Raw genomic sequence first — 26,983 nt, forward strand, 5'->3', positions numbered from 1 at the left:
GCACAAAAAAAAGAGGCTGCTTCTCGGCGTCCTCTTTTTTATACTTTTTCCTTATCCGCCTGCAATAAAGCCTGGCGTTTATTGATAATCTCCAAGAAATGTTTCAGGATCGGGTTTTGGTTGTCCTTGCGATAGGCGATGACCCAATCGGCGGTAAGCTGAACCTGATTGATGTCGCGATAGGCGACTTCGAGATTAAACAGCTTTTTAGCTGAAGAAGGCACGAAGGTTACACCGATTCCGGCGCTTACCAATCCGATCACCATTTGATACTCCGTCGCTTCCTGAACAATTTTCGGTTTAAAGCCCGCCTGCTCGCAATAGTTTACAAATTCCAGGTATAAAGTAGGCCATGTTTCTTTCGCCAGTGTGATAATCGGTTCATTTTCTAAATCCTGAATGTCGATTGTCTCTTTGGCGGTAAGCGGGTGCTGCTTCGGCAAGGCCAGAATGCAAGGACTGCTCTGCACCTTTTCCATATGTAAAGCCGAATGCTGTAAAGGCGGATGAAGGATGCCGATATCAATGTTGCCTTTCAGAAGCTCTTCCTGCTGTCTGAAAGAAGAGATTTCACGCAGATCAAGCTTGACGGAGGGGAATTTTTCGCGGAATTCCCGAATGATCGGCGGCAGAAATTCATATGTGGCTGAGCCGACAAAACCGACGACAAGCCGGCCGAGCTCTCCCCGCGCTGTCCTCTGCGCCATTTCAATCGCTTTTTCTATTTGTTCGATCGCGTTTCTGCTGTGTTTCAAAAAACTTTCTCCGGCAGCAGAAAGCTCTACAACCCGTTTCGTGCGCTTTAATAAAGTCACGCCGACTTCTTTCTCAAGCTGTTTGATCTGCTGGCTGAGAGGCGGCTGTGTCATATTTAACCGAAGCGCGGCTTTGCCGAAATGAAGTTCTTCAGCAACGGCAATAAAGTATTGAAGATGGCGAAGCTCCATCCTTATCCATTCCTTTCCCTTTGTTAATTATTCGTGAAACATATTAATCATACGGCGAATTGATATTGGAGGTCAATTTCCAAAGGGTGTATAGTGAATAATATCACAAATTACTTAAAATTTTATATTTAATATGCATAATAAGGAGTGAGGGTGTTGGCAAAAGCAACAAATGAACTGAGAACCTCTGGAAAAAATCGCGGGGCGGAGCTTGTTGTTGATTGCTTAGTGGAGCAAGGTGTCACACATGTTTTTGGCATTCCGGGTGCAAAAATTGATGCAGTATTTGATGCGTTAAAAGATAAAGGACCTGAACTGGTTTTATGCCGTCACGAACAGAACGCTGCGTTTATGGCAGCGGCTGTCGGAAGACTGACAGGAAAACCTGGCGTTTGTCTCGTTACTTCAGGCCCGGGGGCATCCAACTTAGCGACCGGCTTGTTAACGGCTAATACAGAAGGTGATCCGGTAGTGGCACTGGCGGGAAACGTGATTCGCGCGGACCGGTTAAAACGGACACACCAATCATTAGACAATGCGGCACTATTTCAGCCGATCACAAAATACAGTGTAGAAGTACAGGAGACAGGGAATATACCAGAAGCGGTAACAAACGCCTTCAGGGCAGCGTCAGCAGGTCAGGCAGGCGCGGCTTTTGTGAGCTTTCCGCAGGATGTTGTGAATGAAATCACAAATGTTAAAAACGTACGCAGCGTGCCGACGCCGAAACAAGGCCCTGCACCGGAATCAGCGGTCAGCGCGGCTATCGCCAAAATCCAGACGGCGAAACTTCCCGTTCTGTTAGTCGGCATGAAAGGTGGAAGACCGGAAGCGGTAAAACAAATCCGCAAACTGCTTGCCAAAACAAAACTGCCTTTCGTTGAAACGTACCAAGGGGCCGGCACATTGTCCAGAGAGCTTGAAGACCAATATTTCGGCCGGATCGGACTGTTCCGCAACCAGCCTGGCGATCTTCTGCTTGAACAGGCGGATGTCGTATTAACGATCGGTTATGATCCGATTGAATACGATCCGAAGTTCTGGAACGTAAACGGCGACCGTGCTATTATCCATCTTGACGAAATTCAGGCCGATATCGATCATGCCTATCAGCCGGAATTAGAGTTATTAGGGGATATCGCCGCAACGGTCAAACAAATCGAGCACGATGCGGTGACATTCGATATGGGCAGCCGTGAACAAGAAGTGCTGAGCGAATTAAAACAAATGCTGACAGACAGCGAGAAGGCGCCAAGCGATCATAAATCCGACAGAGTGCATCCTCTGCAAATCGTCCAAGAACTTCGCAGCGCAATTGCTGACGATGTGACCGTTACTTGTGACATCGGTTCTCACGCGATCTGGATGTCCCGCTACTTCCGCGCTTATGAGCCGCTGAAGCTGATGATCAGCAACGGCATGCAGACATTGGGCGTAGCGCTTCCTTGGGCGATTGCCGCCACATTGGTGAATCCGGGTGAAAAAGTCGTATCCGTTTCAGGAGACGGAGGATTCCTGTTCTCCGCAATGGAACTGGAAACGGCAGTCCGCTTAAAAGCGCCGATCGTTCACCTTGTATGGAATGACAGCACATATGATATGGTCGCATTCCAGCAAATGAAAAAATACAACCGTACATCATGCGTAGATTTCGGAAACATTGACATCGTAAAATATGCAGAAAGCTTCGGCGCCACCGGCTTGCGTGTCGAGTCACCGGAACAGCTGGCAGACGTGCTGCAAAAAGGCTTGAACACAGAAGGCCCTGTCATCATCGACATTCCTGTCGATTACAGTGACAACGTTCATTTATCAAGTGACATGCTTCCGAAGCAATTCAAAGAAAGAATGAAAGCAAAAGCTCTCTAGCACTCTGCGCACCATGACCTGTTTTCTAAAACAGCCTAATTTAAAAGGAGTGAAGAGAATGAAAAATGCAAACGACATCCAAGTGATGAGCCGCGGAGAAAAAGGCTCACCTGAGGATCAGATCTATCAAGTATCAACAATGACATCTCTGCTGGACGGAGTATATGACGGAGATTTTGATATGGCTGACATTCCGAAGTTCGGTGATTTCGGAATCGGCACTTTCAACAAACTGGACGGCGAATTAATCGGATTTGACGGACAATTTTACCGTCTGCGCGGCGACGGAACGGCTACGCCTGTGAAAGGCGGGGACCTGTCACCATTCTGTTCATTCACATTTTTCACACCGGATATGACGCATACGATCGACGGCGAAATGACCCGTGAAGAATTCGAACAGGAAATGGCAAGCCTTCTCCCTAGTAAAAACTTATTTTATGCGATCCGTTTAGACGGTGTATTTAAAAAGGTGCAGACGAGAACGGTAGAACGTCAGGAGAAACCGTACGTTCCGATGATCGAAGCGGTGAAAACACAGCCTGTGTTCAACTTTGACGACATTCAGGGAACGATTGCCGGCTTCTGGACGCCGGGTTACGCAAACGGCATCGCTGTTTCCGGGTATCACCTGCACTTCATTGATGAAGGCCGCAATTCCGGCGGACATGTGTTTGACTATATCATTAAAGATTGCAAAGTGACCATTTCTCAAAAAATGAACATGAATCTCAAGCTTCCGAATACGGCGGACTTTTTCAACGCGAATTTAGATAATCCGAATTTCGCGAAGGATATTGAAACAACCGAAGGAAGCCCTGAATAAATGAAAAAAGAAAGCCCGTTTTTCTCCCGGGCTTTCTTTTTATTTGGCTGAACCGGCAATGATTAGGTAAAATACAGTCAAAAGGGAAAGGTGTGGTAGCTGTGAAAGTTTTGGTATTGGCGGTTCACCCTGACATGGAAAACTCAGTGGTCAATAAGGCGTGGACAGAAGAGTTAAAAAATCACGATGACATTACGGTCCGTGAGCTTTATAAAGAATATCCGGACGGGAAAATCAATGCGGAAAAGGAACGCCAGCTGTGTGAACAGTATGACCGGATCGTATTTCAATTTCCGCTGTACTGGTATAGTGCGCCTCCGCTTTTAAAAACATGGATGGATCATGTGCTGTCGTACGGCTGGGCTTACGGCTCCAAAGGCAAGGCGCTGCACGGCAAAGAATTACTGCTGGCTGTTTCCGTAGGTGCCGGGGAGGATGCATATCAGGCAGGCGGTTCCAACCACTTTACATTGAGCGAGCTTTTAAGGCCGTTTCAGGCAATGGCTAATTTTACGGGTATGACCTATTTGCCGGCTTTTGCGCTGTACGGTGTAAATGGGGCGGGTGCGGCAGATATTCGTGACAATGCGAGAAGTCTGGCGGATTACATAAAGAAATCATTTTAAAATGATCCGCTGATGCAGGATGCATTCGTCTTTATGTGACAATATTTCCTGAGAAATATTTCGAATTCCCGACAATTTTGACTGTCAGAAAGAAAAAAACGGATTTCGCGGTGAATGTGCGAAATCCGTTTTTGAAATTATGTCAGTTTTTGCAGATCTTTTGTGCTGATGTATCCAGTTGCGCCGCCGTAATCGACAAGCGCCCAGCCAAAATCAATGCCGCCGCCGGCAGTTTTTTTCCATCCTAAGAAAGAAACGCTCGTATTTTTAGCAAGGGAAGCTTTGACTGCTCGGTTTTCTGTAAATACTTTAGTTTTTGCGGTCGTTTTTACGGTTGTTGCTGCTTTAACAATATAATGAGTAGATACAAATCCTGTTTTTCCGTTTTTATAATGAACTTTTGCCCAGTCTGCGTTCTGGAATGAAACGATTTTTAAGCTGTCGCCTAAATGAAGGACATCAGCTTTCGGGCTGACAGCCGATGCTTTTGTTCTGACGTTCAATGCTTCCGCGGAAACGAGATAAGAGTCAAGCGGATAGCTGTACAGATCGTCAATCTTGACCGCTTCTTGCGCGTGTGTCTCAGGAAGAGGCGTTATTCCGGCAGCTGAAGCCGCTGATATTCCCGCTGCAAGGGTCAGGATGGATACCGCTTTGGCTGTTTTCTTCATCTCTATCTCTCCTTTTACATCTTCTTTTCACGTTTTTCCGGAAGTCTAAACATCGGACGGCTACTTTTGCGTTTGAAGTTTCAATGGAGCGGAAATGGTGTTTTTGATTTTTTCTCCTTTCAGCACCTGTTCCGCCGCTTCCGCCGCCAGTTTTCCGATCAGCTCCGGCTGCTGGGCGACCGTGGCTGTCAGCTTCCCGTTTTTAATGGAGGAAATCGCATCCTTATTTCCGTCAAAACCGACAACCAGAATGTGTTTGCCTGAGCTGTTGATCGCTTCGAGCGCACCGAGCGCCATTTCATCATTATGGGCGAACACGGCTTTGATGTCAGGGTGGCCTTGGAGCAGGTTTTCCATGACGGTCAATCCTTTTGTACGGTCAAAATCGGCCGCTTGCTTCGTTACGACATTCAGCTTTTTGTCGGCGATATGATGAAAGCCCGTACCGCGTTCCCGGGTTGCGGATGCGCCCGGAACTCCCTGCAATTCCGCGACTTTGGCGCCTTTTCCGAGCTGATCGGCGAGGTAGCCGGCTGCCATTTCTCCTCCTTTGATATTGTCAGAAGCGACAAGCGTTTCGACTTTGCCGTGTTCGGCTGAACGATCAAGCGCAATGACGGGAATGCCGAGGGAATTTGCAGATTCGACGGCGGTTGAAATCGCTGATGAATCGGTCGGATTGATCAGCAGCGCATCGACTCCCTGCTGGATCAGGTCTTCTACGTCATTCGACTGTTTTGATGAATCGTTTTGGGCATCGACAACGATGACCTTCATGCCCCGTTTTTTGGCTTCTTTTACCACGCCGTCTTTTAATGAAACGAAGAACGGGTTGTTCAAAGTGGAGACGGAAAGTCCGAGTGTGAATTCTTTTTTATGTTTGGTATTTGACGGTTTTGCCCATTGGGGCGGTTCAAGTGAACAGGCGGACAGTAAAAACAGTGATAATGCCGCAATCGCGATGATGGCCTTCTTCATAATGCTCCTCCTACTATGCCGATTTTTTGCGGTCCAGCAGCACCGCGATTAAAATGACGATTCCTTTGACGACGAGCTGATAAAAAGACGATACGCCGAGAAGGTTCAAGCCGTTGTTCAGCGTACCGATAATCAAAACCCCGATCAGCGTACCGATGATACGTCCCCGTCCGCCGGACAGGCTCGTTCCGCCGAGTACAACCGCTGCGATGGCGTCCAGCTCGTATGATTCCCCGGCCGTCGGCTGTGCGGAATTTAAGCGTGATGTTAGAATCGCTCCGGCCAGAGCCGATAATAAACCTGTCAGAGAATAGATCATGATCTTGATGCGGGGCACTTTGATACCGGAAATCAGCGCCGCTTTCTCATTGCCGCCGATGGCGTATGTCCGGCGGCCGAACGGTGTTTTGTGCAGAAGAACCCATAGGGCCGCAAATGCAATCAGCATTGTAATGGCGGGTACGGGGATGCCGAGAAAATAACCGCGCCCGAATAATTGAAACGCGTAATTTGTACCGAGTCCCGTAATCGGATTTCCGTCTGTATAGACGAGGGTCAGTCCGCGAAAGACCGTCATTGTCGCCAAAGTGGCGATAAACGGAGCCATTTTTCCTTTTGTGATTAATAAACCGTTCATCATGCCTAGTACGGCGCCGATCGCGCAGCCGATGATAACGGCTAAGATCGGGTCGCTGCCTGATACCATCATACCGGCGACCAATGCGCTCGATAAGGCGAGGATGGCTCCGACAGAGAGATCAATGCCTCCCGTTAAAATGACAAACGTCATTCCGAAAGCGATCAGCGCGTTAATCGCAACCTGCCGAAGAAGATTGAGAATATTGAGCGGTTCAAGAAAACTCGGGTTTAAAACGGAAACGATCAGCACAAGAATTAGTAAGCCGAGAAACGGACCGAGTTTTTGCGTAAAGGTATGAATGGAAAAACGCTGTTGTTCAGTTGATGTCATTGGTTCAGTTTTCATTCTGCTGCCCTCCCGTGGCAAGTGTCATGATGTGTTCTTGTGTTGCGCCGGCCGCATTGATTTCTCCATTGATGCGTCCTTCATGGACGACGATGATTCTGTCACTCATGCCGAGAATTTCCGGCAGCTCGGAAGAAACCATGATGATGGCGACTCCGCGGTCGGTCAGCTCATTCATTAATGAATAGATCTCCCGTTTCGCACCTACGTCGACGCCCCTTGTCGGTTCATCGAGGATGAGAACTTTTGGGCCGATTCCGATCCATTTGGCGATGACGACTTTCTGCTGATTTCCTCCGGATAAATGACGCGCGGCGATTTCCGGAGACGCGGTCTTAATGGTCAGCCGCTTGATCAGCAGCTCGACGAACTCCGCCTCGCGTTTTCGGTCAATGATGCCTTTCGGAGAGAAACTGGTCAGGTTCGGCAATGAGATGTTTTCACGAATGGACGTATCCAGAAGCAGTCCTTCATCTTTCCGGTTTTCTGTAATCAGGCCGAGTCCCTTGCGGATGGCATCAGCCGGACCCCGGATGCCGATTTTTCGGCCGGAAATCCAGATCTCTCCGGAATCGAGCCGGTCAATTCCAAACAGCGCCCTCATGATTTCTGTCCGTCCGGCACCCATTAAGCCGGAAACACCAAGGATTTCTCCGGCGCGCACATGGAAACTGACCTGTGAAAAGCTTCCTTTTTTTGAGGCGTTTTTCACTTCGAGCACCTTATCGCCGAGTGACGGCGTGCGTGTCGGATACCGATCAGTCAGCTCCCGGCCGACCATTTTTTTGACCACTTCATCAAAATTAGTATCTTTCAAATGTGCCGTATCGACAGTGAGACCGTCCCGCATAATGGTGATCCGGTCGCAAATTGAAAATATCTCTTCCATTCGGTGCGATATATAGACGATTGAAACGCCGTCTTGCTTTAACGCCGTCATTACGTCAAACAGCTTGCTGATTTCCCGTTCGGTCAGCGCCGCGGTCGGTTCGTCCATAATGATGACTTCGGCGTTTGTCATCAGCGCTTTAGCAATCTCAATCATCTGCTGCTGGCCGACGGAACATTGTCCGGCTTTCCGGTCAAGAGGCAGAGAGACTCCCAGTTTTTCAAGCTGTGATTTTGCTAGCGCTTTCATTTTCTTCGTTTCCAAAACACCGAACGCCGTCGTCAGCTCTTTGCCGATAAACAGGTTTTCAAGCACCGTCATGTCCGGCCATATATTCAGTTCCTGATGGATAAAGGCGATTCCGTGCTTTTCGGCTTCTTTTGGATTTGAGAAGGTCATATTTGTTCCGTTTATCGTAATGTTTCCCTTGTCGAGGCGGTGCAGTCCGGTGAGCAGATTCATTAAAGTCGATTTACCCGCTCCGTTTTCTCCCATTAAAGCGTGGATTTCTCCCGGCAGGAGCTCAAATGTGACGCCGGAGAGCACTTGATTTTTCCCGAATGCTTTATGAATGTCTGTCATGCCGATGTGCATGCTGGATCCCTTCCTTCTAGAAAATCACTCCCGCCTGCAGGATGCAGTTGGCGTATGGTGTCATTTCACCCGTTCGGATGACGGCTTTTGCTTTCTGTGTGAGCCGTTTGAATTCTTCGTGGGGCATGTACTCGATTGTCCGCTCTGAGAAATGGCTCTCTAGAAAACTTGCATTCTCAGGATTGGCGTCTTTGATTTCGGAGGCAGCCATCACCTTTTCGACTTCCATCTCCCCGGCCACCAGGCTGGTCACGTCCCGAAAGGCGGGAACGCCCGCCGTTAAGGACAAATCAATTTTAGGGACACCGTCTGGGACGGGGAGACCCGCATCGGCGATCGCGATGAGGTCTGTATGCCCGAGATCGGCTAATACTTTGTCAATGTGGCTGTTTAACATTCCGTGTTTCTTCATGACAGCAACTCCTCGACTGCTTTTCTGTCCGGCATGCCGCCCTGGGCGCCGAAATGCTGCACGGATAGGGAGGCGGCGCGGTTGGCAAACAGAAGCGCTTGTTCAATGTCCTGTCCTTCCGCGAGTGCGACGGCAAGTGCCGCATTAAAAGTATCACCGGCTCCTGTCGTGTCGACCGCTTCCACAGGGAAGGCGGGAACGAGCCGCTCTGCAGTGCCGTCAGAATACCGCACGCCTTGTTTCCCTTCGGTAATAAACAGTTTGCCGGGATAGCCGGCTAGCGCCTCTTCTTTCGTCCGGCCAGGAAATAAAATGGATGCTTCATGTTCGTTCGGCGTAAGATAAGCGGCATCCTCAATCGTTGATTGTTTCAGCGGACGGGCCGGCGCCGGATTAAGGATCACCGGAATTTGATGCGCGCGGCAGTAGCTGCACACTTCTTCAACGGTTTCTTCGGGGATCTCCTGCTGGATCAGCACGATATCAATGCCGGGAAGTTTCGCGAGCGCGCTTTTGGCATCAGCGGGAGAGATGTCATCGTTTGCGCCTTTTACGACGACGATGCTGTTATCTCCTTCTGCGAGCACAATATGAGCCGTTCCGCTTTTTTGATGTGTAATCGTTTCCATATAGTCCGTATTGACACCGTTTGCCTGCAGGTTTTCAATAATCGCTTTTCCGTAGCTGTCCCTGCCTACTTTCCCTACCATATATACGTCAGCGCCCAGACGGGAAGCGGCTACGGCCTGATTAGCGCCTTTTCCTCCGGGCACGGTTTGAAAGTCTGCGCCCAGCACGGTTTCTCCCGCTTTCGGACGCCGTTCGGATGTGACGACAAGATCCATTGAACAGCTTCCGATAACACAAATTTCACTCACTTGTACTCATCCTTTCTCGTCGTTTGTCTTTCCATGTATGTGACTGGCATTTGAATGGACGTCTCTTTCGGCGGTTCTTTCTTTATTAATTGCAGCAGCAGGCTTGCCGCTCGTTTTCCCATCTCATATGCAGGCTGGCGGATCGTTGAAAGAGGCGGGAACAAGAGACTGCTCTGCGGAATATCGTCGTATCCGATGATCTGAATCTCCTCGGGAACTTTTTTACCGAGCCGCAGCGCCTCATGAAGAACGGCCGCCGCCGCAATGTCGTTGCTGGCAATGACGCCGTCAGTTTCCGGGAATGCGGCAAACAATTCTTCCGCTAACATGGCGGCATCCTTGATGGAAAATGAAGCGGCGGAGATGACATTGAACTGCGCGCCCGCTTTTTGCAGCACGTCACGTGCGCCGTTAAAACGTTCCTGAGCGGTCGGAAGGCGGCCGGGGCCTTTGACGAGCGTGATGCTTGCGCTTTTGCCGCGGAGCATTTCCTCAGCCGCCCGTTTTCCGCCTGCCCGGCCGTCACTGAATACGGAAGGAGCGCCTTCTTTTGCCCGGTCCAGAAATACGACCGGGTAAAGGCTCCCGCTGTATTCGGGAAGATCGGGATAATTGGTGGCCGCCAAAATTCCGGCAACTTGATTTTGTTTAAATGTCTGCAGATAGTCGAGCTCTTTTTCCAATTCCTCATCGCTGTTGCCGATCATCAGCCGGTACCCCTCCCGCTGCAATTCGTCTTCAGCGCCGCGGGCAAGCTGCGGGAAAAAGGGATTCGTAATATCCGGAAGCAAAAGTCCGACCAGTCTGGATTCTCTTTTATAAAGAGAGCGGGCAACTTCATTCGGATAATAATTCAGCTTCTCCATGGCAAGCATGACCTTCGTTCTTGTATCTTCATGCACGTAGCCGTTGTCATTGAGGACACGCGAGACCGTGGCAACAGAGACGCCGGCAGCGCCTGCGACATCTTTAATCGTTGCCAACAAACACTCCTCCTCTATTTATGTAACCGTTTACACAAAAAGAGTATCACGAATATTTTCGCTTGGCAACAAAAAAAGAGGCCGGGGCCTCTATTCATTCACGATACCGATTTGAGAGATGTTAACTTTGATATCAGGGACAATCTCTATGGAAGGATAGATCTCACGCCCAATTGAGATGCTTGCCCTGCTCGTTCAGATTGGCTGAGGCTTGTTTGTTCATTTGGCTGATAGCCGCATAGGAATTCAGCTTGTCTTTCGGATATTCCAAGAGACATGCATTCAGCTTTAAACGAATTTTTACTTTCAGATGCCGGCGGGGATCAGTATCCATTCCTTTTTTATGTATTTTATAAATTAGAGGAATTTCTTGATGCTGCTTGCTGTTTTTCCATAAACTCCACAATTATGGATGAACTTTTCTTGAACGAATTTAAAGATTTATTAAAATTATTTCAAAAGAGTGAGAAATGGCCTGTAAACGGAACGAAAGCAGATAGGCTTTCCGCATATAAAATGTATATTTCTTGTAAACACTCCGGACCCGTCTGTTTCTGTCATGTACAAGACATCCCAATAGTTATTTTGGAATGGGACTGACAGCAGAATACAGGGGAAAAATGAATGACTTTAAGACCTTATTCTTAACAAAACAGGAAGTGTGCATCCAGCGGACAAAGAGTCCGAAAACGTATGCGCAATGCGGAAAACACTGGTATAAAAGGCTGGATAAGATGGATTATGATTACATCTTTTTCTTCCGGAACGCGAATAGTTCTATTAGTCCAAATAAATAGACGAGGGAAAATGTAAACGCATTCATTTTTTCTGAAAAAAATTGAAGTAAGTTCTAAGTCCTGCCGATTCCCAAAAAAAGCAATTCGATAATAGGAAGAATAGCGTCACTAATAGAGAAGTTTGGCTCAGTGAAAGCGGGAAGATTATGTTACATAATGCCGATTGAGAATTCATAGTGAAGCTATATACTGATGAATGAATTTATCAATACAGAAGGAGATGTCAAAAATCAATGTGGTTACTCATTATAGCCTGTGCTGCCGTACTAATCATCGGAATCATTGAAAAAAGGCGGCATCAGAAGAATATCGATGCTCTGCCAGTACGCGTCAATATTAATGGTATCCGCGGAAAGTCAACCGTAACGAGGCTGACGACCGGAATACTGATGGAGGCGGGCTACAAAACAGTCGGAAAAACGACGGGAACAGATGCAAGGATGATCTATTGGGATACACCTGAGGAAAAACCGATCAAACGGAAACCGCAGGGTCCGAATATCGGCGAGCAAAAAGAAGTAATGAAGGAAACCGTAGAACGGGGCGCCAATGCCATTGTCAGTGAATGTATGGCGGTAAACCCGGATTATCAGATTATCTTTCAGGAAGAACTCCTTCAAGCCAACATCGGCGTCATCGTGAATGTGCTTGAAGACCATATGGACGTTATGGGGCCGACGCTTGATGAAATTGCTGAAGCTTTTACTGCGACGATTCCTTATAACGGCCATCTTGTGATTACAGACAGTGAATACACAGATTTCTTTAAAGAAAAAGCCGCAGAGCGAAATACCGAAGTCATTATTGCGGATAACTCTAAAATTACTGACGAATACCTGCGGAAATTCGAATATATGGTCTTTCCTGATAACGCTTCACTTGCGCTCGGCGTTGCCCAGGCTCTTGGTATAGATGAAGAAACGGCGTTTAAAGGCATGCTGAATGCGCCGCCTGATCCAGGCGCCATGAGAATTCTGCCGCTGCTCAGCACAAAGGAGCCCGGTCATTTCGTAAATGGCTTTGCCGCAAATGATGCATCTTCTACTTTGAATATATGGAAACGTGTAAAGGAAATCGGCTATCCGACAGATGAACCGATCGTCATCATGAACTGCCGCGCCGACCGCGTGGACAGAACGATTCAGTTTGCCAATGACGTGCTTCCGTACATTAAAACGAAGGAACTCATTCTCATCGGCGAGACGACAGAACCGATCGTCAAAGCTTATGAAGAAGGCAAGATTCCTGCCGATACCCTGCACGATCTCGAATATAAATCAACAGACGAAATCATGGACGTACTGAAAACAAGAATGCAAAACCGTGTCATATATGGCGTCGGCAACATCCACGGTTCAGCGGAGCCATTAATTGAAAAAATCCAAGAGTATAAGGTGAAACAGCTCGTTAGCTAGGAGGAAAAGGATAAATGTTCGGATCAGATTTATATATCTCACTTATTTTAGGCGTGTTAATCAGTTTAATTTTCGCGGAAAAAACAGGTATCGTACCTGCCGGTTTAGTTGTACCGGGTTATTTAGGGCTCGTTTTTAACCAGCCGGTCTTTATTTTACTCGTATTGTTAGTAAGTCTTCTTACATACGTGATCGTCAAATACGGTTTATCCAGATTTATGATTTTATACGGACGCAGAAAATTCGCAGCTATGCTGATTACGGGAATCTGCTTAAAAATCGCATTGGATTTTCTCTACCCGATCGTACCGTTTGAGATATCAGAGTTCCGCGGAATCGGTATCATTGTACCGGGTCTGATCGCCAACACCATTCAGAAACAGGGATTAACGATTACATTTGCCAGCACGCTGTTTTTAAGCGGCGCCACTTTTGCCATTATGTTTGCTTACTACTTAATCTAATGTAAGGTGTGTCAAACGATGAAAAAACAATTAAGCTTTCAAGAGAAACTGCTGAAGCTGACCAAACAGCAGAAAAAGAAAACCAATCTTCACGTTTTTATCGCACTGCCGATCGTCTTTTGCCTGATGTTCATCTGCATCCTGACAGGGAAGGCGGAGACGCCGAGTGTGAAAAGAAATGCCGATGACCTTGTATCAGCCTCGTTCGTCGGAGATATTATGATGGGCCGGAATGTGGAGAAAGTGACAAAGCATAACGGAACGGAAAGCGTCTTCCGCTACGCAAAGCCATTTTTTGAAGCATCTGACTATGTATCGGGAAACTTTGAAAACCCGGTTACATATAAAAAGAACTACAAAGAAGCAGACAAAAATATTCACCTTCAGTCAGACAAAGATGCCGTAAAAGTATTGAAGGACACAAATTTCACCGTTCTGACGGCAGCCAACAACCATGCGATGGATTACGGCCCTCAAGGAATGCGGGATACTGTTGAAGAATTTTCAAAGCAGAACCTTGAACTTGTCGGTGCGGGCCTGACGCTTAAAGAGGCTGAGCAGAACATTTCATATCAAGATGTAAACGGAATCAAAATCGCAACACTGGGATTCACCGATGTTTCCGGAAAAGGCTTTGCAGCTAAACGAAATGCGCCGGGTGTGCTTCCGGCCGATCCTGAGCTGTTCATTCCGATGATTTCCAAAGCCAAAAAGAAAGCCGATCTTGTCATTGTTCAAACACACTGGGGACAGGAATACGATAATGACCCGAATGACAGACAGCGCCAGTTGGCAAGAGCAATGTCAGATGCCGGAGCGGATATCATCGTCGGACACCATCCGCACGTGCTTGAACCGATCGAAATGTACCACGGCACCGTTATTTTCTACAGCCTGGGCAACTTCGTATTTGACCAGGGATGGACAAGAACGAGAGACACGGCGCTTGTACAATATCATTTGCAGAAAAACGGCACGGGACGCTTTGAAGTCACGCCGATGAACATTCATGAAGCGACGCCTGCGCCGGTTAAAAAAGGCAGCATCAATCATAAAACAATCATACGAGAACTGACGAAAGAATCGAATTTCAATTGGAGCGTCAAGGACGGAAAGTTAACGTTTGATGTGGACCACAGCAATATCTTAAAAAAGAAAGCGGAGGGAAAAACAAATGAAAATCATTAAAGCCGGATGGCCGTTTGCCGCGATCATTATGGTATTTATGTTTATGTCAGCTTTTAAATACAATGATCAGCTCACAGATCAGGAAAAACAAAAAATTGACACGGAAATGCAAAAAATTCAGCAAGAGGACACAGCGGGCGCAAAATAAGCGCATGATTCCGCTTGCCGGCATATTGTTTGCACCGAATCCAGTAAAGAATGCCCGATATGGGCATTCTTTTTTTATGCTCTCTAAACATTTGTTAAAAGTTACCGATGTAAAAACTACTAAAAACAAGGAGAGTGAACAAAAAACATGCTCACAAGCTGGAGGAAGTACATCCTTGCCGGCCTTATGATTTGTCTTGTGGCACCTGCAGTAACGAGAACTGAAATTGCTGAAGCGGATTCTCAAGTTTCTGTCCTGATCGTTTCAGACGCACAAAAACTTGTCGGAAATAAATATGTTTACGGAGGCGAAGAGCCTGAGGACGGTTTTGATCCGTCCGGATTGATCCATTATCTTTTCGGCAGACAGAACATCCATCTGCCGAGAACGGTCAGTGATCAATGGAAAGTCGGAGCTGCCGTCAAAGAAAATGACCTTTCACCGGGAGATATTGTTTTTTTCAAAAAGTCGGATTCAACAAAAAACACGCCCGTCCAAGACGGTCTTTATATCGGAAACGGAGAGATGATACACAGTTCTCCGTCAGAAGGCGTGACGATCACGCGCTTTCAAAAAAGCAGTTATTGGATGAATTTATATCTTGGCGCGAGACGGATTAAAAAAGATCCGGAGCTGGCTGATAATCCGATCGTTCAGGAGGCCGCCCGTTATCTCGACATTCCGTATGTATTCGGCGGCAGCACGCCTGAAGCGGGATTCGACTGTTCAGGGCTTGTCCAATATGTTTTCGAAAACAGGCTTCACATTTACCTGCCGAGATCTGCGGAGCAGCAGTGGCTGGTCGGTGAGAAAATCAAATTGAGCGACATAAAGCCCGGGGACGTGATTTATTTCAGCGACACGTATAAAAAAGGAATTTCCCATGCAGGCATTTATGCGGGAGAGGGAAGATTCATCCAAGCGAGCCGCTCCGAAAAAGTCACCATTTCTTATTTGGCGGAAGATTATTGGAAAAAGCATTTTACAGGAGTGCGCCGATTCAGCAACCTGACTATTTCTAAAGATAATCCCGTTGTGTCAACAGCGGCTGATCTTATCGGAATTTCTTATCTGAAAGGCGGCGTTTCACCGGAAAATGGCTTTGATACAGCCGGATTTGTTCAATACGTCTATCAAAAAGCGAAAGGAATCAGCCTGCCGCGTTACGCGGACAAGCAGATGCAGGCGGGCGCTCCGGTCGATAAACAGGATCTGAAGCCCGGCGATCTGGTCTTCTTTAAAGCGGAGAGCTTAAATCCGGCCATTTACATCGGGAACGGACAAGTGATTCATGTCACTGTGTCCGCAGGCGTAACCATAACAAATATGAATACAAGCGCTTATTGGAAGGACAAATATGCGGGCAGCATCCGGCTCCCGTAAAAAAAGACGTCAGAGAGTGTCTCTGACGTCTTTTTCTTTTACCGTTTCGGGGCTCTGAATCCGGCCGCTTCCGCTTCTTCTACAGAACAGAACATTTCCACTGGATCTGTCGTCCGATCGTAGTATGTACTTCCCGGCGTGTGATAAATGCCGTTTCGGCTGCCTTTAATGTCGCATCCCTGTGAGGTGTCGGCTGCTTTCGTCCCGGCATGTCCGCCGGAGGAAGGGGCGGTATTTTGCGCCGTTTCCGTGTGCTCGGATGTTTTTGTTTCTTCTTTTTGCCGCTTTAATGTTTTATTTTCTGATTGAAGCGTTTTGGCGGTCTTTTCGAGTTTCTTTTGTGAATTTTTTAATTTCTCGTTGTCTTGTTTGAGTGATTTGTTTGTTTTTTTCAGCTCGTTTATTTCTTTGCTGAGTTTGCTGAGTTTTTTCTCATTGCCTGCTTCGGCTTCGGATTTCTCTTTTTCAGCCGCGGCACTGATGCTTTCATATTTTTTCTCAAGCGCCTGGTGGTCCTTCGTTAATTTTTGATAAGCCGTATCCAGTGTGCTGTATTTCTCCTCTGCCTTCGCGGCTGAGGTGTCCGGCTCTGCCGAGGAACCGCCTGTCAGGAGCAGAACAAATCCGCCGATGAGAAGGGGCCAAAACAGCTTTTTTGAAAAACGTTTTTCTTTTTTTGCCGCTTTGCATATGAGATGGAATATTCCGTATCCAAGTGCGAAGAGAAAAGCCAAAAATCCAATAATAGCGATTGCATTCGACATAATAACGCTCCTTTTTTCTTTATTTTACAATTTATTTTCAATTTTGGAAATTAATTTTTGGAAAACATGAAAAAGCCAGGTCGTGAAAGACCTGGCTTTTGACGGACGGATTTTTTATTGTTCGTTGTCGAGAAGCCGGTTGATGAAATGGGCAACGCCGTTTTCATCGTTGCTTTTTGTAATATACGTGCTTTTTTCCTTCAGTTCATCAATCGCGTTGCCCATGGCGATGCGGTTTCCGGCTGCTTCAAACATGGAGAAATCATTCGGGCTGTCGCCGATGGCGTAAATATCCTGTTTTTCAATTCCGTACAGTGAAGCAAGCTCCGTCAGGGCCCGTCCTTTACCGGAACCGGCAGGGAGGATTTCAATGATGTGTTTTCCGGAAGAAGTCTGGGATAATTTCGGATGGTGTGTAATTTCTTCTTCGGCATTTTTCAGTTTTTCCATATCAAAAGAGAAACAAAGAAGCTTGTAAATATGTTCGTCTCCGTTAAAAATGGCCTGTATATCCTGCACGGGTTTGATGCCGAATTGTTTGAACTGCGTCTTTGCGCCCTCCCATAATGTCTGAATATCTTCCTTCGGGTTGGCGCTTTTCAGAATGTCCAGTTCTGCCTGCAATTTGGACTCGCCGTCAAACGGGGACAGCAGGTGATGATCTGTATAAACCTCGAAGTAAATGTCTTTTCCCGTTAAATAAGCGGCGATATCCTTACCGGCCTGCTGATCCATTAAGAGCCGGCTGACGAGCCGGTATCCTTTGTCGTGAACCGTCCCGCCGTTTGCGGCAATGATCGGAATATCCAAATCTTCCAGGAGTGATTTTACATCAAAAGTGGCTCTGCCGGTGCAGATGGCCACAAGAACGCCCGCTTCATCCGCTCTTTGTAAAGCCGCTCTGTTTTCCGGAGAAATCACACTGTCCGAGTTCAGTAATGTGCCGTCTAAGTCAATGGCTATCAATTTCATATGTATGGATGCCCTCCTTAAAAATAAAGCTGCTTCCTGTAGTATGTTCAGCTTTTTGCGAAATCAGCAGAAAGCCGTCAATTAAAAGGCTATACCTTCATGTCCTTTTTTTCAACAGAAAAACGGCGGGGATTCTGAAACCCCGCCGTGACATCTTACTCGTTTAAATCATTTTTTAATTTCGTTTTTACTTCTTGAAGGTTCTCCTCATTCAGTTTGAAATAATAAATATTTTTGCCGTATTGAGGAGTGTAAATATAGCTGTCTGAACCTGTCAGCTGTAAAGAATTCACTGATTTCAGCGATGTGATAAACGGGAACAGGCCGATGGCGTCATTCAGAGATAAGTTCATTTTTAAGTTTTTCCCTAAGCTGTCGACGATATCGTCATAAGAAGGGATCGAGCTTAACGATTTAGATTTTTTAATAATGGCGCTCAGCACTTCCATCTGTCTTTGTCCGCGCATCAGATCGGTGTCCGCTTTACGTGTTCTTACATAAGCCAGTGCCTGCTCGCCGTCAAGCGTCTGAACGCCCGGTTTCAGCACGACTTTTCCTTTTGTATCGACTTTAATACGATCGGCAATTTTCTGGCTTTTTACATTTACCGTAACGCCGTTCAATTCATTGACGACATCGCGGAACGCGTCGAAGTTGCTCTCAACCACATAATCTACCGGAATATCAAGCATGTTTTCTACTGTTTTATAAGTTAAATTATAACCGCCGTAAGCATGTGCGTGCGCGAATTTGTCATAGCCGTGACCTGGGATGTTGACATAGGAATCCCGCGGAATGCTGAGCATTGTCGCTGTTTTCTTTTTCCGGTTGAAGGTGACGAGCACGTTGGCGTCACTTCTTGCGTCATCTACTGATTCGCCCTTATTGTCACGGGCGTCAATTCCTAAAAGCAATACGGTGAAAGAATCCTTCTTCGGATCAAATTCTTTAATCCGTTTCACGGACTGGTCGCCGCGGTCAAGACTGACGTGCGCTTCCTTGGTCGCATTGTTCAGTTTCACAAATGCGTAGGCGCCGACGGAACCGGCAATCACCAATAAGAAAGCGGCAAAAACCAGTACAAATTTCACCCATTTTCTGAGGCGTTTTTTCTTTTTTCTGCGTTGAGATCGTTCTTCCATATCATTACCTCTCGTTTCTATTCTTTGTGAAGCGTACCATAATTGTTGGCTTGGAACAACTCTGTAAATGAGAAAATTCCAAATCTTTCTCTCTATTTCGACAACATCTACTGTTATTTTTACATCAGGTTCACATTATATTGGACGGCAGGAAGCGGAAAATGTTTCGTCGGGTTGTAAAAAATAATCAGTAAAATAATGGATGTTAACCGTCGGAAGGTTTGAAACGATCGGAATCAGGCAAAAGAAGCAGTAGAACAATTCCTCGCGGATACAGCGCAGGATGAGGGGAGTCTATATCACATGAAAAGCATACATTCTAATAAATGGCTCTATTTTTTCGGCGCTCTCGGCGGCGCGTTATACGGATATGATACCGGAGTCATTTCCGGGGCTATTTTATTTATGAAAAAAGAACTGGGACTGAACGCCTTTACAGAAGGCCTCGTCGTCAGTTCGTTATTGGCGGGGGCGATTCTCGGTTCGGGATTCGCCGGCAAACTGACCGACCGGTTCGGCAGGCGGAAGGCCATCATGGGAGCGGCGCTGCTGTTTTGTATTGGCGGGTTTGGGGTCGCTTTTGCCCCGAATACACAGGTGATGGTTCTATTCCGGATCATTCTCGGACTGGCTGTCGGAACATCTACAACGATCGTTCCGCTCTATTTATCGGAGTTGGCTCCGAAGCATAAACGGGGGGCGCTTTCATCACTGAACCAGCTGATGATTTCGGTCGGAATCCTCGTTTCGTATATCGTGAATTATATATTTGCCGATGCAGGCGCTTGGCGCTGGATGCTTGGTCTTGCGGTCGTGCCGTCAGTCATTCTGCTGATCGGAATATTATTCATGCCGGAAAGCCCGCGCTGGCTGTTTACAATCGGCAAAGAAGATAAAGCAAGAGAAATTCTTTCGTCATTGCGGGGAACGAAGAATATTGAGGGCGAGATTGACCAGATGAAAGAAGCGGAAAAGGAAAACGAAGGCGGTTTGAAAGAATTGTTTGAGCCGTGGGTGAGACCCGCGCTGATTGCCGGCCTCGGGCTAGCCTTTTTACAGCAATTCATCGGGACAAATACCATTATTTATTACGCCCCGAAAACATTTACCAGTGTCGGGTTCGGCAATTCCGCGTCTATCCTGGGAACCGTCGGCATCGGCGCCGTCAATGTCATCATGACGCTTGCGGCTATCAAAGTCATTGATAAGATCGGTCGGAAGCCGCTGCTTTTGGCCGGAAATGCGGGCATGGTCATCAGTCTGCTCGTATTGGCCGCGGTCAATCTCTTCTTTGAACATTCAGCAGCCGCATCATGGACGACGGTGATTTGTTTAGGTCTGTTTATCATCGTGTTTGCGATCAGCTGGGGGCCTGTTGTATGGGTTATGCTGCCGGAATTATTCCCCCTCCATGTCCGCGGTATCGGCACGGGTGTCTCGACTTTGATGCTGCATGCCGGAACATTGCTTGTTTCATTAACCTATCCGATATTAATGGAGGCCGTCGGCATCAGCTATCTATTTATCATTTATGCCGCGATCGGGATAATGGCATTCCTGTTCGTTTGGTTTAAAGTGACCGAGACGAAGGGGAAAAGCCTTGAAGAAATCGAACAGGATCTGCGAAGCCGTAACGGAGGCTCTGAATCAGAATCCAATCGGCAGACAGTTCATCCTTAATTCCAGTGTGAGAGGGGGCGGTTATACACCGGCCCCTTAAAACTGCGTCCCGCGCCCGGTCACATAAATGACAGGAATATGTCATACGTTAGTATAAAGTCACGATAAAGGCGGGGATGCCGGTGAAAACGAGCATTATTATCCTTACATATAATGAGCTGGAACTGACCAAAAAATGTCTGGCCAGCATTGATCAATACACCGACAAAGAAGAGATAGAGCTGATCATCGTTGATAACGGTTCATCAGACGGAACGAGAGAGTACATATCAAAACTTCCTGACGTCAAAGTCATCCTAAATGAAAAAAATCTCGGGTTCGCCAAGGGCTGCAACCAAGGAATCGAAGCGGCAGGGGGGGACAATCTGCTGTTTCTGAACAACGATACGATAGTCACGAAAAATTGGCTCAGCGCCATGCTGAGAGTGCTGTATCAATCTGAAAAAAACGGCATGGTCGGTCCCGTCAGCAACTATGTCAGCGGCGCGCAGATGATCCATGACGCGTATCAATCGCTTGATGAACTGGAGCCATTCGCGGAGGCTTATTGTGAAAGGGAAAAGCATAAAACGAAGCGGGTGCTCCGCCTTGTCGGATTCTGCCTTCTGGTGAAAAAAAGCGTCATTGAAGACATCGGCCCGTTCGATGAACAATTCGGATACGGTTCTTTTGAAGATGATGATCTATGCCTGCGCGCCCTGCAAAAAGGCTACAGCCTGCACATCGCCCTCGATGCCTTTGTGCATCATCACGGGCACGCGACGTTTACGGCTAATCAGGATATCAATATCAATCAATTATATTTGGAGAACCGCCAGCGTTTTATGGAAAAATGGGGCACTGATTTTACGTACTTTACCCACCCGAGACCGGAAATTGCGGAGCTTGTTCCCCGGGAAGCGAGAAGGGTACTTGATGTCGGCTGCGGCGCGGGTGCTACGGGACTGGAACTTCAAAACAGACAGCCCTGTGAACTGTACGGAATAGAACTGCACCCGCTGGCGGCGCAAGCGGCAAAAGGACACTATGAAGCGGTTCTGCAGGAAGATGTCGAAGAAGTGAAACTCCCGTATCCGGAAGGCTTTTTTGATTGCATCATTTTTGCAGACATCCTTGAGCACTTAAAAGACCCTTGGCGTGTCATTGAAACGTACTCAGCCTATTTGGCGCCTGCCGGATCAATCGTTTGCAGCATTCCGAATATTTCTCACGCCGAAGCGCTGTTTCCGCTTCTGCTCGGTGACTGGACATACAAGGACGCCGGCATTCTCGACCGCACCCACTTGCGGTTTTTTACGCCGCAGACGGTCCGCACGCTCTTTCCGGAAGAGACATTTGACGTGAAAAAGCAGTCCTATACGTATGTTCACGTTGATGAGCGGGTGCAGCTGTTTTTACAAGAAATCACTCGAACGGCGCAGGCGATGCAATTTCCGGTAACACAGCTGCCCGAACAAAGCCGGATTTACCAAATCCTCCTGCGTGTCGAAAAAACACGCTGAAGGCTACCGTCCCATCGTTCCGAAGTTGACAATCTGAATGGAAACATCATAGTCAAAGGCTGCTTCGGAAAAGGTCTCATCCCAATGATTTTTCACTTTCTTCCAATAGTCGGGATATTGAATGCGGACTCTGTCAGAAAAGAATACAGGGTCCGTTTCATATTGATTCTGAAGCTTATCAATGACTTCTTTTATATCGCTTTTTAGTTTTTTTTCGAAAATCTTTTCGAGCCCGTTTAAATAATGCTGATTGAATGAATCCTCGCCGGCATATTGATCCTCCGACAAGATGCCTTTTGTTTTTACCGATACGTGAAATGACAGCTTCCCGTTTTTCAGCCGGGGGGTGATGGAGGATGTTGATTTTTTGATCTCGAAGGTAATCGGGTGCCCTCCTTTATCCAAAGCGGGCAGCACGCCGCCCTGTATCGTTCCCGTCAGCCAATTCAGGCTCTGTACTTCGTATGATGACAGGAATCCCGCCAGTCTGTTTTGTTTTTTGTTTTTGATGATGGCCGCTCCGTCATACACCGTTTTTCCTTTTTGATTGCTGACGGCCTGCATGAGAAAGCTGAGTTTATTATGGCAGTAAATCGAAGCTCTCCCGATTCTGAGCGGCTTTAAAATTTTTCCGTTGTAGCCGCCGTTGTTTGTGAGGTCGATGAGCTTTTCCGCGGCCATGGGCTGCTGCTGATTCGGCGTCGGCTCCGTCAGAATATCGGACGCTTTTCCTCTTGCCGCGAAAAGATAGCTGCTCCGTCTTAATTCATCATCACGGATAAAATGATTCATCATCTGCAGTATATTTTGGTCGGCCAGCAATTTGTCGCTGAATATCAGCACTTTTAAATGATCGCTGTAAACGGGCGGATCTTTTAAGGAGACTTCACTGACGGCTTCAAGAATGGTATCCCCCCGCGTCGTCACATTGACAAACACGGGCCGGCCGGAAGCCTGGCTGTTTTCACTTTGGGGCAGCAGGTTTTGATAGGTTAGTTTATATCGGCGGTCACTCGTCTCGTCTATGGCCACTCCCCGGGCGAACGATAGTTTTTCGACTTCCTTCGCGTCCCAGCATCCTGAAAGCATTATCAGTATGAAAAGCGCCACCGCCCATTTTATGAAATATGTCATGACGTCTGTTTCCTCCCCGCTATTTTCTTCATCCAGCTGACAAACCAAATGAGAAAAGGAATCATAATGACGGCAAAAAACGCATATCCGAGAATATTAGCGAATGCAAACACACTGTTGATATCATCGGGGTACATTGAAAGGCCGAATGTCACCGCCAATAATCCCCCCAGCAGCCAGCCATTGTTTTTATTTTTCAGCCTGAAAATGGTGTTGAATCCGAGATGCGCTCCTTTAAAAGAACCGAGCATACAGGTGAACTGCTGGCATGTCCACGTAATTAAAAGAAAGATATCAAATCTTTCGATGAAAATACCGCGGATTTCCAAGGCGTGAATCAGGGAAATTGTCGGATACGTCACCGTTTTGGCTTCAGCAACCGACATACAGCCGATCACGATAAGCAGTATAAAGCTGTAAAATAAGCTCGCGCCTGCGATGCCGAAGACAGCCGCCTTTTTCGCCTGCTTCGGGTTTTTCATAAACGGCACCAGAAAAAGAATCACTTCAAGCCCCGAAAAATACAGAAGGGTTCGCGGAAACAGCTCAAAAAAGCTTTTGTAGCCCCCATCAAAGACCGGGCGGACGAAATCCAGCTTAAACAGTCTCAGGCTGAATATGAGCAGTGTAAGCAGAATGATGATCGAAACCGGAAAGAGATACGCATAGAGCTTTGAAATGGGATAGACCCCGCCGGTCACATGGTAAATGCCGACCGCCAGAAAAATGAATATGACGACACCCATCGGCGTATTTTTCAGTAAAAAGTAATTGATGACTTCACCGAGAAACCGGGCTTGAAAACAGACGGTGACGACAAAATAACAGCTGATGAATAAATTCAGAAGAGAACCGATAGCGCGGCCCATGATGCTTTGATTCAGCTCATAGATGGTTTCCCCGCTGTTCTTCTGCAAAAACGGCATAAAGAGCAGGACGATGCCGATAAACACGACACTCTGCAACAGAATAATGATCCATCCGCTCGGACTGTCCGCTGTTGCGGCCGAGCGCGGCAATGTTAACACGCCCGCTCCGATCATTGTTCCGCTTACCATGAGAAGGGTCTGCATAAAAGACAGCTTGTCTTCCGGTTTTATCATGGGGATCACCTTTGTCTGATTTTATCTTTTGTCTCTTTTCGGGTCGGCCGTTTTTTAAAAAGCGGTGTCGGCAGCCTGACAATCGTATCCTTTAAGTCCTGTCCCGGCTGCGCCATGATCGGAATAATATAATCCTGGCCGAAGCTTTTCAGGCGCATCAGATGGCCGACGACCAGCAGATAACACATAATCAGTCCGTATAAACCTAAAATCGCCGATAAAATCATCGAAAAAATGCGGATGAGCCTCAGCGGGAAATTGAACACATAGGAGGGCGCCGTAAAAGAGGCCAATGCCGTAACGGATACGACAATCACCATCATCGCGCTGACGATATTCGCCTGTACGGCGGCCTGGCCGATCACCACTCCCCCGATCAGGCCGATCGTCTGGCCGATCGGCTTCGGCAGTCTGAGCCCAGCTTCTCTGATCATTTCAATCGTAAAAATCATAATAAACGCTTCAACAAAAGGGGGAAACGGGACATTCAACCTGCTTCCGGCAATCGTCACCGCCATTCTCGTCGGCAAAAGCCCGGTATGAAATGTAACGAGCGCGATGTAAAGGCCGGGTAAATAAATCGTGATTAAAATGCATGAATACCGAAGCAGCCTGAGAAAGGTAACCGGAACCCACCGCTGATTATAATCGTCAGGAGAGTGGATAAATTCATCAATGGTAGCGGGCACCAAAAGGGTAAATGGCGTTCCGTCTACAAGAACGGAGACCCGCCCCTCTAAAAGAGCGCCCATAACCCGGTCAGGCCGTTCGGTCGTCAAAATGGTCGGGAAAATGGAATACGTGTTATCTTCAATGAGCTGTTCGATCGATCCTGATTCCGGAATATCATCAATGGTGATGGACTCCAGTCTTTTCATCACTTCTTTTACGACATCATCAGGCGCGATATCCCGAATGTAGGCAACGGCGATCCGTTTTTTTGTCCGTTCGCCGAGTGTCAGCTCCTTGATCTGGAGATTGGGGTCACGGGACTGCTCACGCAAAAGCGCCGTATTCGTCCGAAGCTTTTCGACAAAACCTATCCTCGGCCCGCGTTCCAGCACTTCTGATGCCGGTTCTTCGACATCCCGCATTTTAAATGTTTCCGTATCAAAGGAAAGGGCCTCCTTCCATCCCTCCGCCAGCAAAACCGATTTGCCGGAAAGAATGTCTGTCTCAACATCCTTAAGTGAAGAAAGCCGGGTGTGGTGATACCCGAAAGAAATGGATGCCGGAGGTGTTTCAGCCGGTTCCTCTTGATGCCAGGCGGCCGCCTGCACGGGCGAAATAATATATTCGGCAAGCAATTGATTTTCAGTCAGTCCGTCTATATACACTAGACAGGCGTCACAATTGCCGTTTCCGTACGTAAATGAATAAAACATCATGTCATCGCTTTGGCCGAACCGTTTTTTCAGCGCTTGAAGGTTTTGTCCGAGCTCAGCATTTATCGTCACAATGTTTCCCCCCTTTCATCAGTTATTTTAATTTGCGACAAACAAGGGATTTTATTCTGGAATAGGAAATGACTGAGCATTCCGCCCCATCCGAATGGTATAATGAGCAGGTCAGCCATTTATACATATTGTTTTTAACTGGCGGCTCTCTCCGTGTTTTAAAATAGGTACAGGGGGAATGGGATATGAGCCGCTTTTTAATGGGAGGGGAACGAACATGACGCAAGAGCCGATTTTTTTACAGCCTGTATGTAAAGAAAAAATATGGGGCGGCACGTTATTACGCGAACGATTCGGATACAGTATACCTTCAGAAACAACCGGCGAATGCTGGGCGATATCAGCCCACCCGCACGGGATGAGCACGGTCAAAAGCGGTCCGTATCAAGGGAAAACCCTGATCGAACTGTGGAATCAGCATAGAGAATTATTCGGCGGAACGGAAGGGGACCGCTTTCCGCTGCTGACGAAAATACTGGACGTCAAACATCACCTGTCCGTCAAAGTCCACCCTGACGATTATGATGCCGAGGAGCATGGACTGGGCGAAACGGGGAAGTCTGAGTGCTGGTACATTATCGACTGTAAAGAAAATGCGGAGATAATATACGGTCATACGGCCCGTTCGAAAGCAGAGCTTGTCACCATGATTAACAGCGGTGATTGGGAAGGCCTGCTGCGCCGCGTGAAGATCAAACCCGGCGATTTTTATTATGTGCCGAGCGGAACCATCCATGCCATTTGCGCCGGGGCGCTCGTGCTGGAAATACAGCAGAATTCAGATGCCGCCTACCGGATATATGATTACGGGCGCACAGATCAAAACGGCGAGGCGCGTGAGCTGCATATCCGCGATGCCGTCAACGCCGCCACCGTTCCTCATGTGGACGGATTTTTAGATGAATCAACTGAAACGAGAAAAGGCATCACCATCAAAACCTTTGTGCAGGGAGAATATTTTTCTGTTTACAAATGGGATATCAGCGGGACGGCGGAAATGACCCAGGACGCTCCGTTTATGTTATGCAGCGTTATAGAAGGAAGCGGCTCCATCACTTGTGAAGGCAAAACTGCAACACTTGAAAAAGGCGCGCATTTCATACTGCCGGATCAGATGCCTGACTTTACGATAACCGGAGAATGCACAATCATCGTTTCTCATATATAAATCACCGA

The 26,983-nt window shown here is 47.5% G+C and carries 25 protein-coding genes and 1 pseudogene; 11 read left to right on the forward strand and 15 right to left on the reverse strand.

Annotated features, from left to right (window positions below; all coding sequences use genetic code 11):
- Positions 1-38: 38 nt before the first annotated feature.
- Positions 39-947, reverse strand: a complete 909-nt coding sequence (gene alsR / locus ICW23_RS08985; protein ID WP_016937719.1) for an acetoin biosynthesis transcriptional regulator AlsR — start codon at positions 945-947, stop codon at positions 39-41.
- A gap of 156 nt (positions 948-1,103) precedes the next feature.
- Here alsR and alsS point away from each other — a divergent pair, with 156 nt between their 5' ends.
- The 3 genes from alsS (at position 1,104) to ICW23_RS09000 (ending at position 4,268) form a co-directional block, all read left to right on the forward strand.
- Positions 1,104-2,816 (forward strand): acetolactate synthase AlsS, encoded by a 1,713-nt coding sequence (alsS, locus tag ICW23_RS08990; protein ID WP_045926539.1) that lies wholly within the window; start codon positions 1,104-1,106, stop codon positions 2,814-2,816.
- Between the two features lie 58 nt (positions 2,817-2,874).
- Positions 2,875-3,642 carry an acetolactate decarboxylase gene (budA, locus tag ICW23_RS08995; RefSeq protein ID WP_016937721.1) on the forward strand — a complete coding sequence of 256 codons (768 nt, stop codon included), beginning with the start codon at positions 2,875-2,877 and terminating at the stop codon, positions 3,640-3,642.
- Positions 3,643-3,743: 101 nt separating this feature from the next.
- On the forward strand, positions 3,744-4,268 hold the full coding sequence (locus ICW23_RS09000; RefSeq protein WP_049627536.1) for an NAD(P)H-dependent oxidoreductase: 525 nt from the start codon (positions 3,744-3,746) through the stop codon (positions 4,266-4,268).
- Positions 4,269-4,405: 137 nt separating this feature from the next.
- On the opposite strand, the gene ICW23_RS09005 is transcribed toward ICW23_RS09000, so the two are convergent.
- From ICW23_RS09005 to ICW23_RS09040, 8 genes and pseudogenes are all read right to left on the reverse strand, one after another.
- A complete protein-coding gene (locus tag ICW23_RS09005; RefSeq protein ID WP_188154367.1) occupies positions 4,406-4,939 on the reverse strand; it encodes an SH3 domain-containing protein in 534 nt (177 codons plus the stop codon).
- A 60-nt stretch (positions 4,940-4,999) separates the two neighbouring features.
- Positions 5,000-5,917, reverse strand: coding sequence for a ribose ABC transporter substrate-binding protein RbsB (gene rbsB / locus ICW23_RS09010; protein ID WP_188154368.1), 918 nt, complete (start codon positions 5,915-5,917; stop codon positions 5,000-5,002).
- A 13-nt stretch (positions 5,918-5,930) separates the two neighbouring features.
- On the reverse strand, positions 5,931-6,902 hold the full coding sequence (gene rbsC, locus ICW23_RS09015) for a ribose ABC transporter permease RbsC (protein ID WP_188154369.1): 972 nt from the start codon (positions 6,900-6,902) through the stop codon (positions 5,931-5,933).
- Entirely contained in the window at positions 6,892-8,385 is a 1,494-nt protein-coding gene (locus tag ICW23_RS09020; RefSeq protein ID WP_188154370.1) for a sugar ABC transporter ATP-binding protein, read from the reverse strand. Before ICW23_RS09020 ends, rbsC begins: the two co-directional genes overlap by 11 nt.
- 16 nt (positions 8,386-8,401) lie before the next feature.
- Positions 8,402-8,797 carry a D-ribose pyranase gene (gene rbsD / locus ICW23_RS09025; protein ID WP_188154371.1) on the reverse strand — a complete coding sequence of 132 codons (396 nt, stop codon included), beginning with the start codon at positions 8,795-8,797 and terminating at the stop codon, positions 8,402-8,404.
- Positions 8,794-9,675, reverse strand: coding sequence for a ribokinase (gene rbsK / locus ICW23_RS09030; RefSeq protein ID WP_016937728.1), 882 nt, complete (start codon positions 9,673-9,675; stop codon positions 8,794-8,796). The genes rbsD and rbsK overlap by 4 nt, the downstream gene beginning before the upstream one ends.
- Positions 9,672-10,658 (reverse strand): LacI family DNA-binding transcriptional regulator, encoded by a 987-nt coding sequence (locus ICW23_RS09035; protein ID WP_188154372.1) that lies wholly within the window; start codon positions 10,656-10,658, stop codon positions 9,672-9,674. Before ICW23_RS09035 ends, rbsK begins: the two co-directional genes overlap by 4 nt.
- Positions 10,659-10,748: 90 nt before the next feature.
- Positions 10,749-10,992 (reverse strand): annotated as a pseudogene (locus tag ICW23_RS09040) (Ger(x)C family spore germination protein); the annotation flags it as partial.
- A gap of 696 nt (positions 10,993-11,688) precedes the next feature.
- Here ICW23_RS09040 and pgsB point away from each other — a divergent pair.
- The 5 genes from pgsB to ICW23_RS09065 all read left to right on the forward strand — a co-directional run bounded on the left by pgsB (position 11,689) and on the right by ICW23_RS09065 (position 16,053).
- Complete coding sequence (gene pgsB, locus ICW23_RS09045; RefSeq protein WP_016937732.1) at positions 11,689-12,870, forward strand: poly-gamma-glutamate synthase PgsB; 1,182 nt, start codon at positions 11,689-11,691, stop codon at positions 12,868-12,870.
- Between the two features lie 14 nt (positions 12,871-12,884).
- Complete coding sequence (pgsC, locus tag ICW23_RS09050) at positions 12,885-13,334, forward strand: poly-gamma-glutamate biosynthesis protein PgsC (RefSeq protein ID WP_003151340.1); 450 nt, start codon at positions 12,885-12,887, stop codon at positions 13,332-13,334.
- Between the two features lie 18 nt (positions 13,335-13,352).
- Positions 13,353-14,522 (forward strand): CapA family protein, encoded by a 1,170-nt coding sequence (locus tag ICW23_RS09055; protein WP_016937733.1) that lies wholly within the window; start codon positions 13,353-13,355, stop codon positions 14,520-14,522.
- Positions 14,509-14,670 carry an extrachromosomal elements maintenance protein EdmS gene (gene edmS / locus ICW23_RS09060; protein WP_003151344.1) on the forward strand — a complete coding sequence of 54 codons (162 nt, stop codon included), beginning with the start codon at positions 14,509-14,511 and terminating at the stop codon, positions 14,668-14,670. The genes ICW23_RS09055 and edmS overlap by 14 nt, the downstream gene beginning before the upstream one ends.
- 147 nt (positions 14,671-14,817) lie before the next feature.
- Positions 14,818-16,053, forward strand: coding sequence for a C40 family peptidase (locus ICW23_RS09065; RefSeq protein ID WP_045926548.1), 1,236 nt, complete (start codon positions 14,818-14,820; stop codon positions 16,051-16,053).
- 38 nt (positions 16,054-16,091) lie between these two features.
- Here ICW23_RS09065 and ICW23_RS09070 read toward each other — a convergent pair whose 3' ends face one another.
- From ICW23_RS09070 to ICW23_RS09080, 3 genes are all read right to left on the reverse strand, one after another.
- Positions 16,092-16,817, reverse strand: a complete 726-nt coding sequence (locus ICW23_RS09070) for a sunset domain-containing protein (RefSeq protein ID WP_016937735.1) — start codon at positions 16,815-16,817, stop codon at positions 16,092-16,094.
- 114 nt (positions 16,818-16,931) lie between these two features.
- Positions 16,932-17,789, reverse strand: coding sequence for a Cof-type HAD-IIB family hydrolase (locus tag ICW23_RS09075; protein WP_188154373.1), 858 nt, complete (start codon positions 17,787-17,789; stop codon positions 16,932-16,934).
- Positions 17,790-17,944: 155 nt separating this feature from the next.
- Positions 17,945-18,931: an LCP family protein gene (locus tag ICW23_RS09080; protein ID WP_016937737.1), complete on the reverse strand. Its 987-nt coding sequence runs from the start codon at positions 18,929-18,931 to the stop codon at positions 17,945-17,947.
- 303 nt (positions 18,932-19,234) lie between these two features.
- Between ICW23_RS09080 and ICW23_RS09085 the strand changes: the two genes are divergently transcribed.
- Both ICW23_RS09085 and ICW23_RS09090 read left to right on the forward strand, forming a co-directional pair.
- Entirely contained in the window at positions 19,235-20,611 is a 1,377-nt protein-coding gene (locus ICW23_RS09085) for a sugar porter family MFS transporter (RefSeq protein ID WP_049627524.1), read from the forward strand.
- 116 nt (positions 20,612-20,727) lie between these two features.
- Entirely contained in the window at positions 20,728-22,113 is a 1,386-nt protein-coding gene (locus ICW23_RS09090; protein WP_188154374.1) for a glycosyltransferase, read from the forward strand.
- Between the two features lie 3 nt (positions 22,114-22,116).
- Here the strand turns inward: ICW23_RS09090 and ICW23_RS09095 are convergent, their stop codons facing one another.
- Genes ICW23_RS09095 through gerBA form a run of 3 tightly spaced genes read right to left on the reverse strand, consistent with a single transcriptional unit; the run spans position 22,117 to position 25,807 of the window.
- Positions 22,117-23,247, reverse strand: coding sequence for a Ger(x)C family spore germination protein (locus ICW23_RS09095; protein WP_188154375.1), 1,131 nt, complete (start codon positions 23,245-23,247; stop codon positions 22,117-22,119).
- Positions 23,244-24,350 carry a GerAB/ArcD/ProY family transporter gene (locus ICW23_RS09100; RefSeq protein WP_049627521.1) on the reverse strand — a complete coding sequence of 369 codons (1,107 nt, stop codon included), beginning with the start codon at positions 24,348-24,350 and terminating at the stop codon, positions 23,244-23,246. The genes ICW23_RS09095 and ICW23_RS09100 overlap by 4 nt, the downstream gene beginning before the upstream one ends.
- 5 nt (positions 24,351-24,355) lie before the next feature.
- Positions 24,356-25,807 (reverse strand): spore germination protein GerBA, encoded by a 1,452-nt coding sequence (gerBA, locus tag ICW23_RS09105; protein WP_188154376.1) that lies wholly within the window; start codon positions 25,805-25,807, stop codon positions 24,356-24,358.
- Positions 25,808-26,024: 217 nt separating this feature from the next.
- On the opposite strand from gerBA, the gene manA reads away from it, so the two are divergent.
- Positions 26,025-26,975 carry a mannose-6-phosphate isomerase, class I gene (manA, locus tag ICW23_RS09110; RefSeq protein WP_060964123.1) on the forward strand — a complete coding sequence of 317 codons (951 nt, stop codon included), beginning with the start codon at positions 26,025-26,027 and terminating at the stop codon, positions 26,973-26,975.
- The last annotated feature ends 8 nt before the right edge of the window (positions 26,976-26,983 follow it).

Origin of the sequence: Bacillus sp. 1021, assembly GCF_014534735.1 — a bacterium.
Classification (GTDB): domain Bacteria; phylum Bacillota; class Bacilli; order Bacillales; family Bacillaceae; genus Bacillus; species Bacillus siamensis.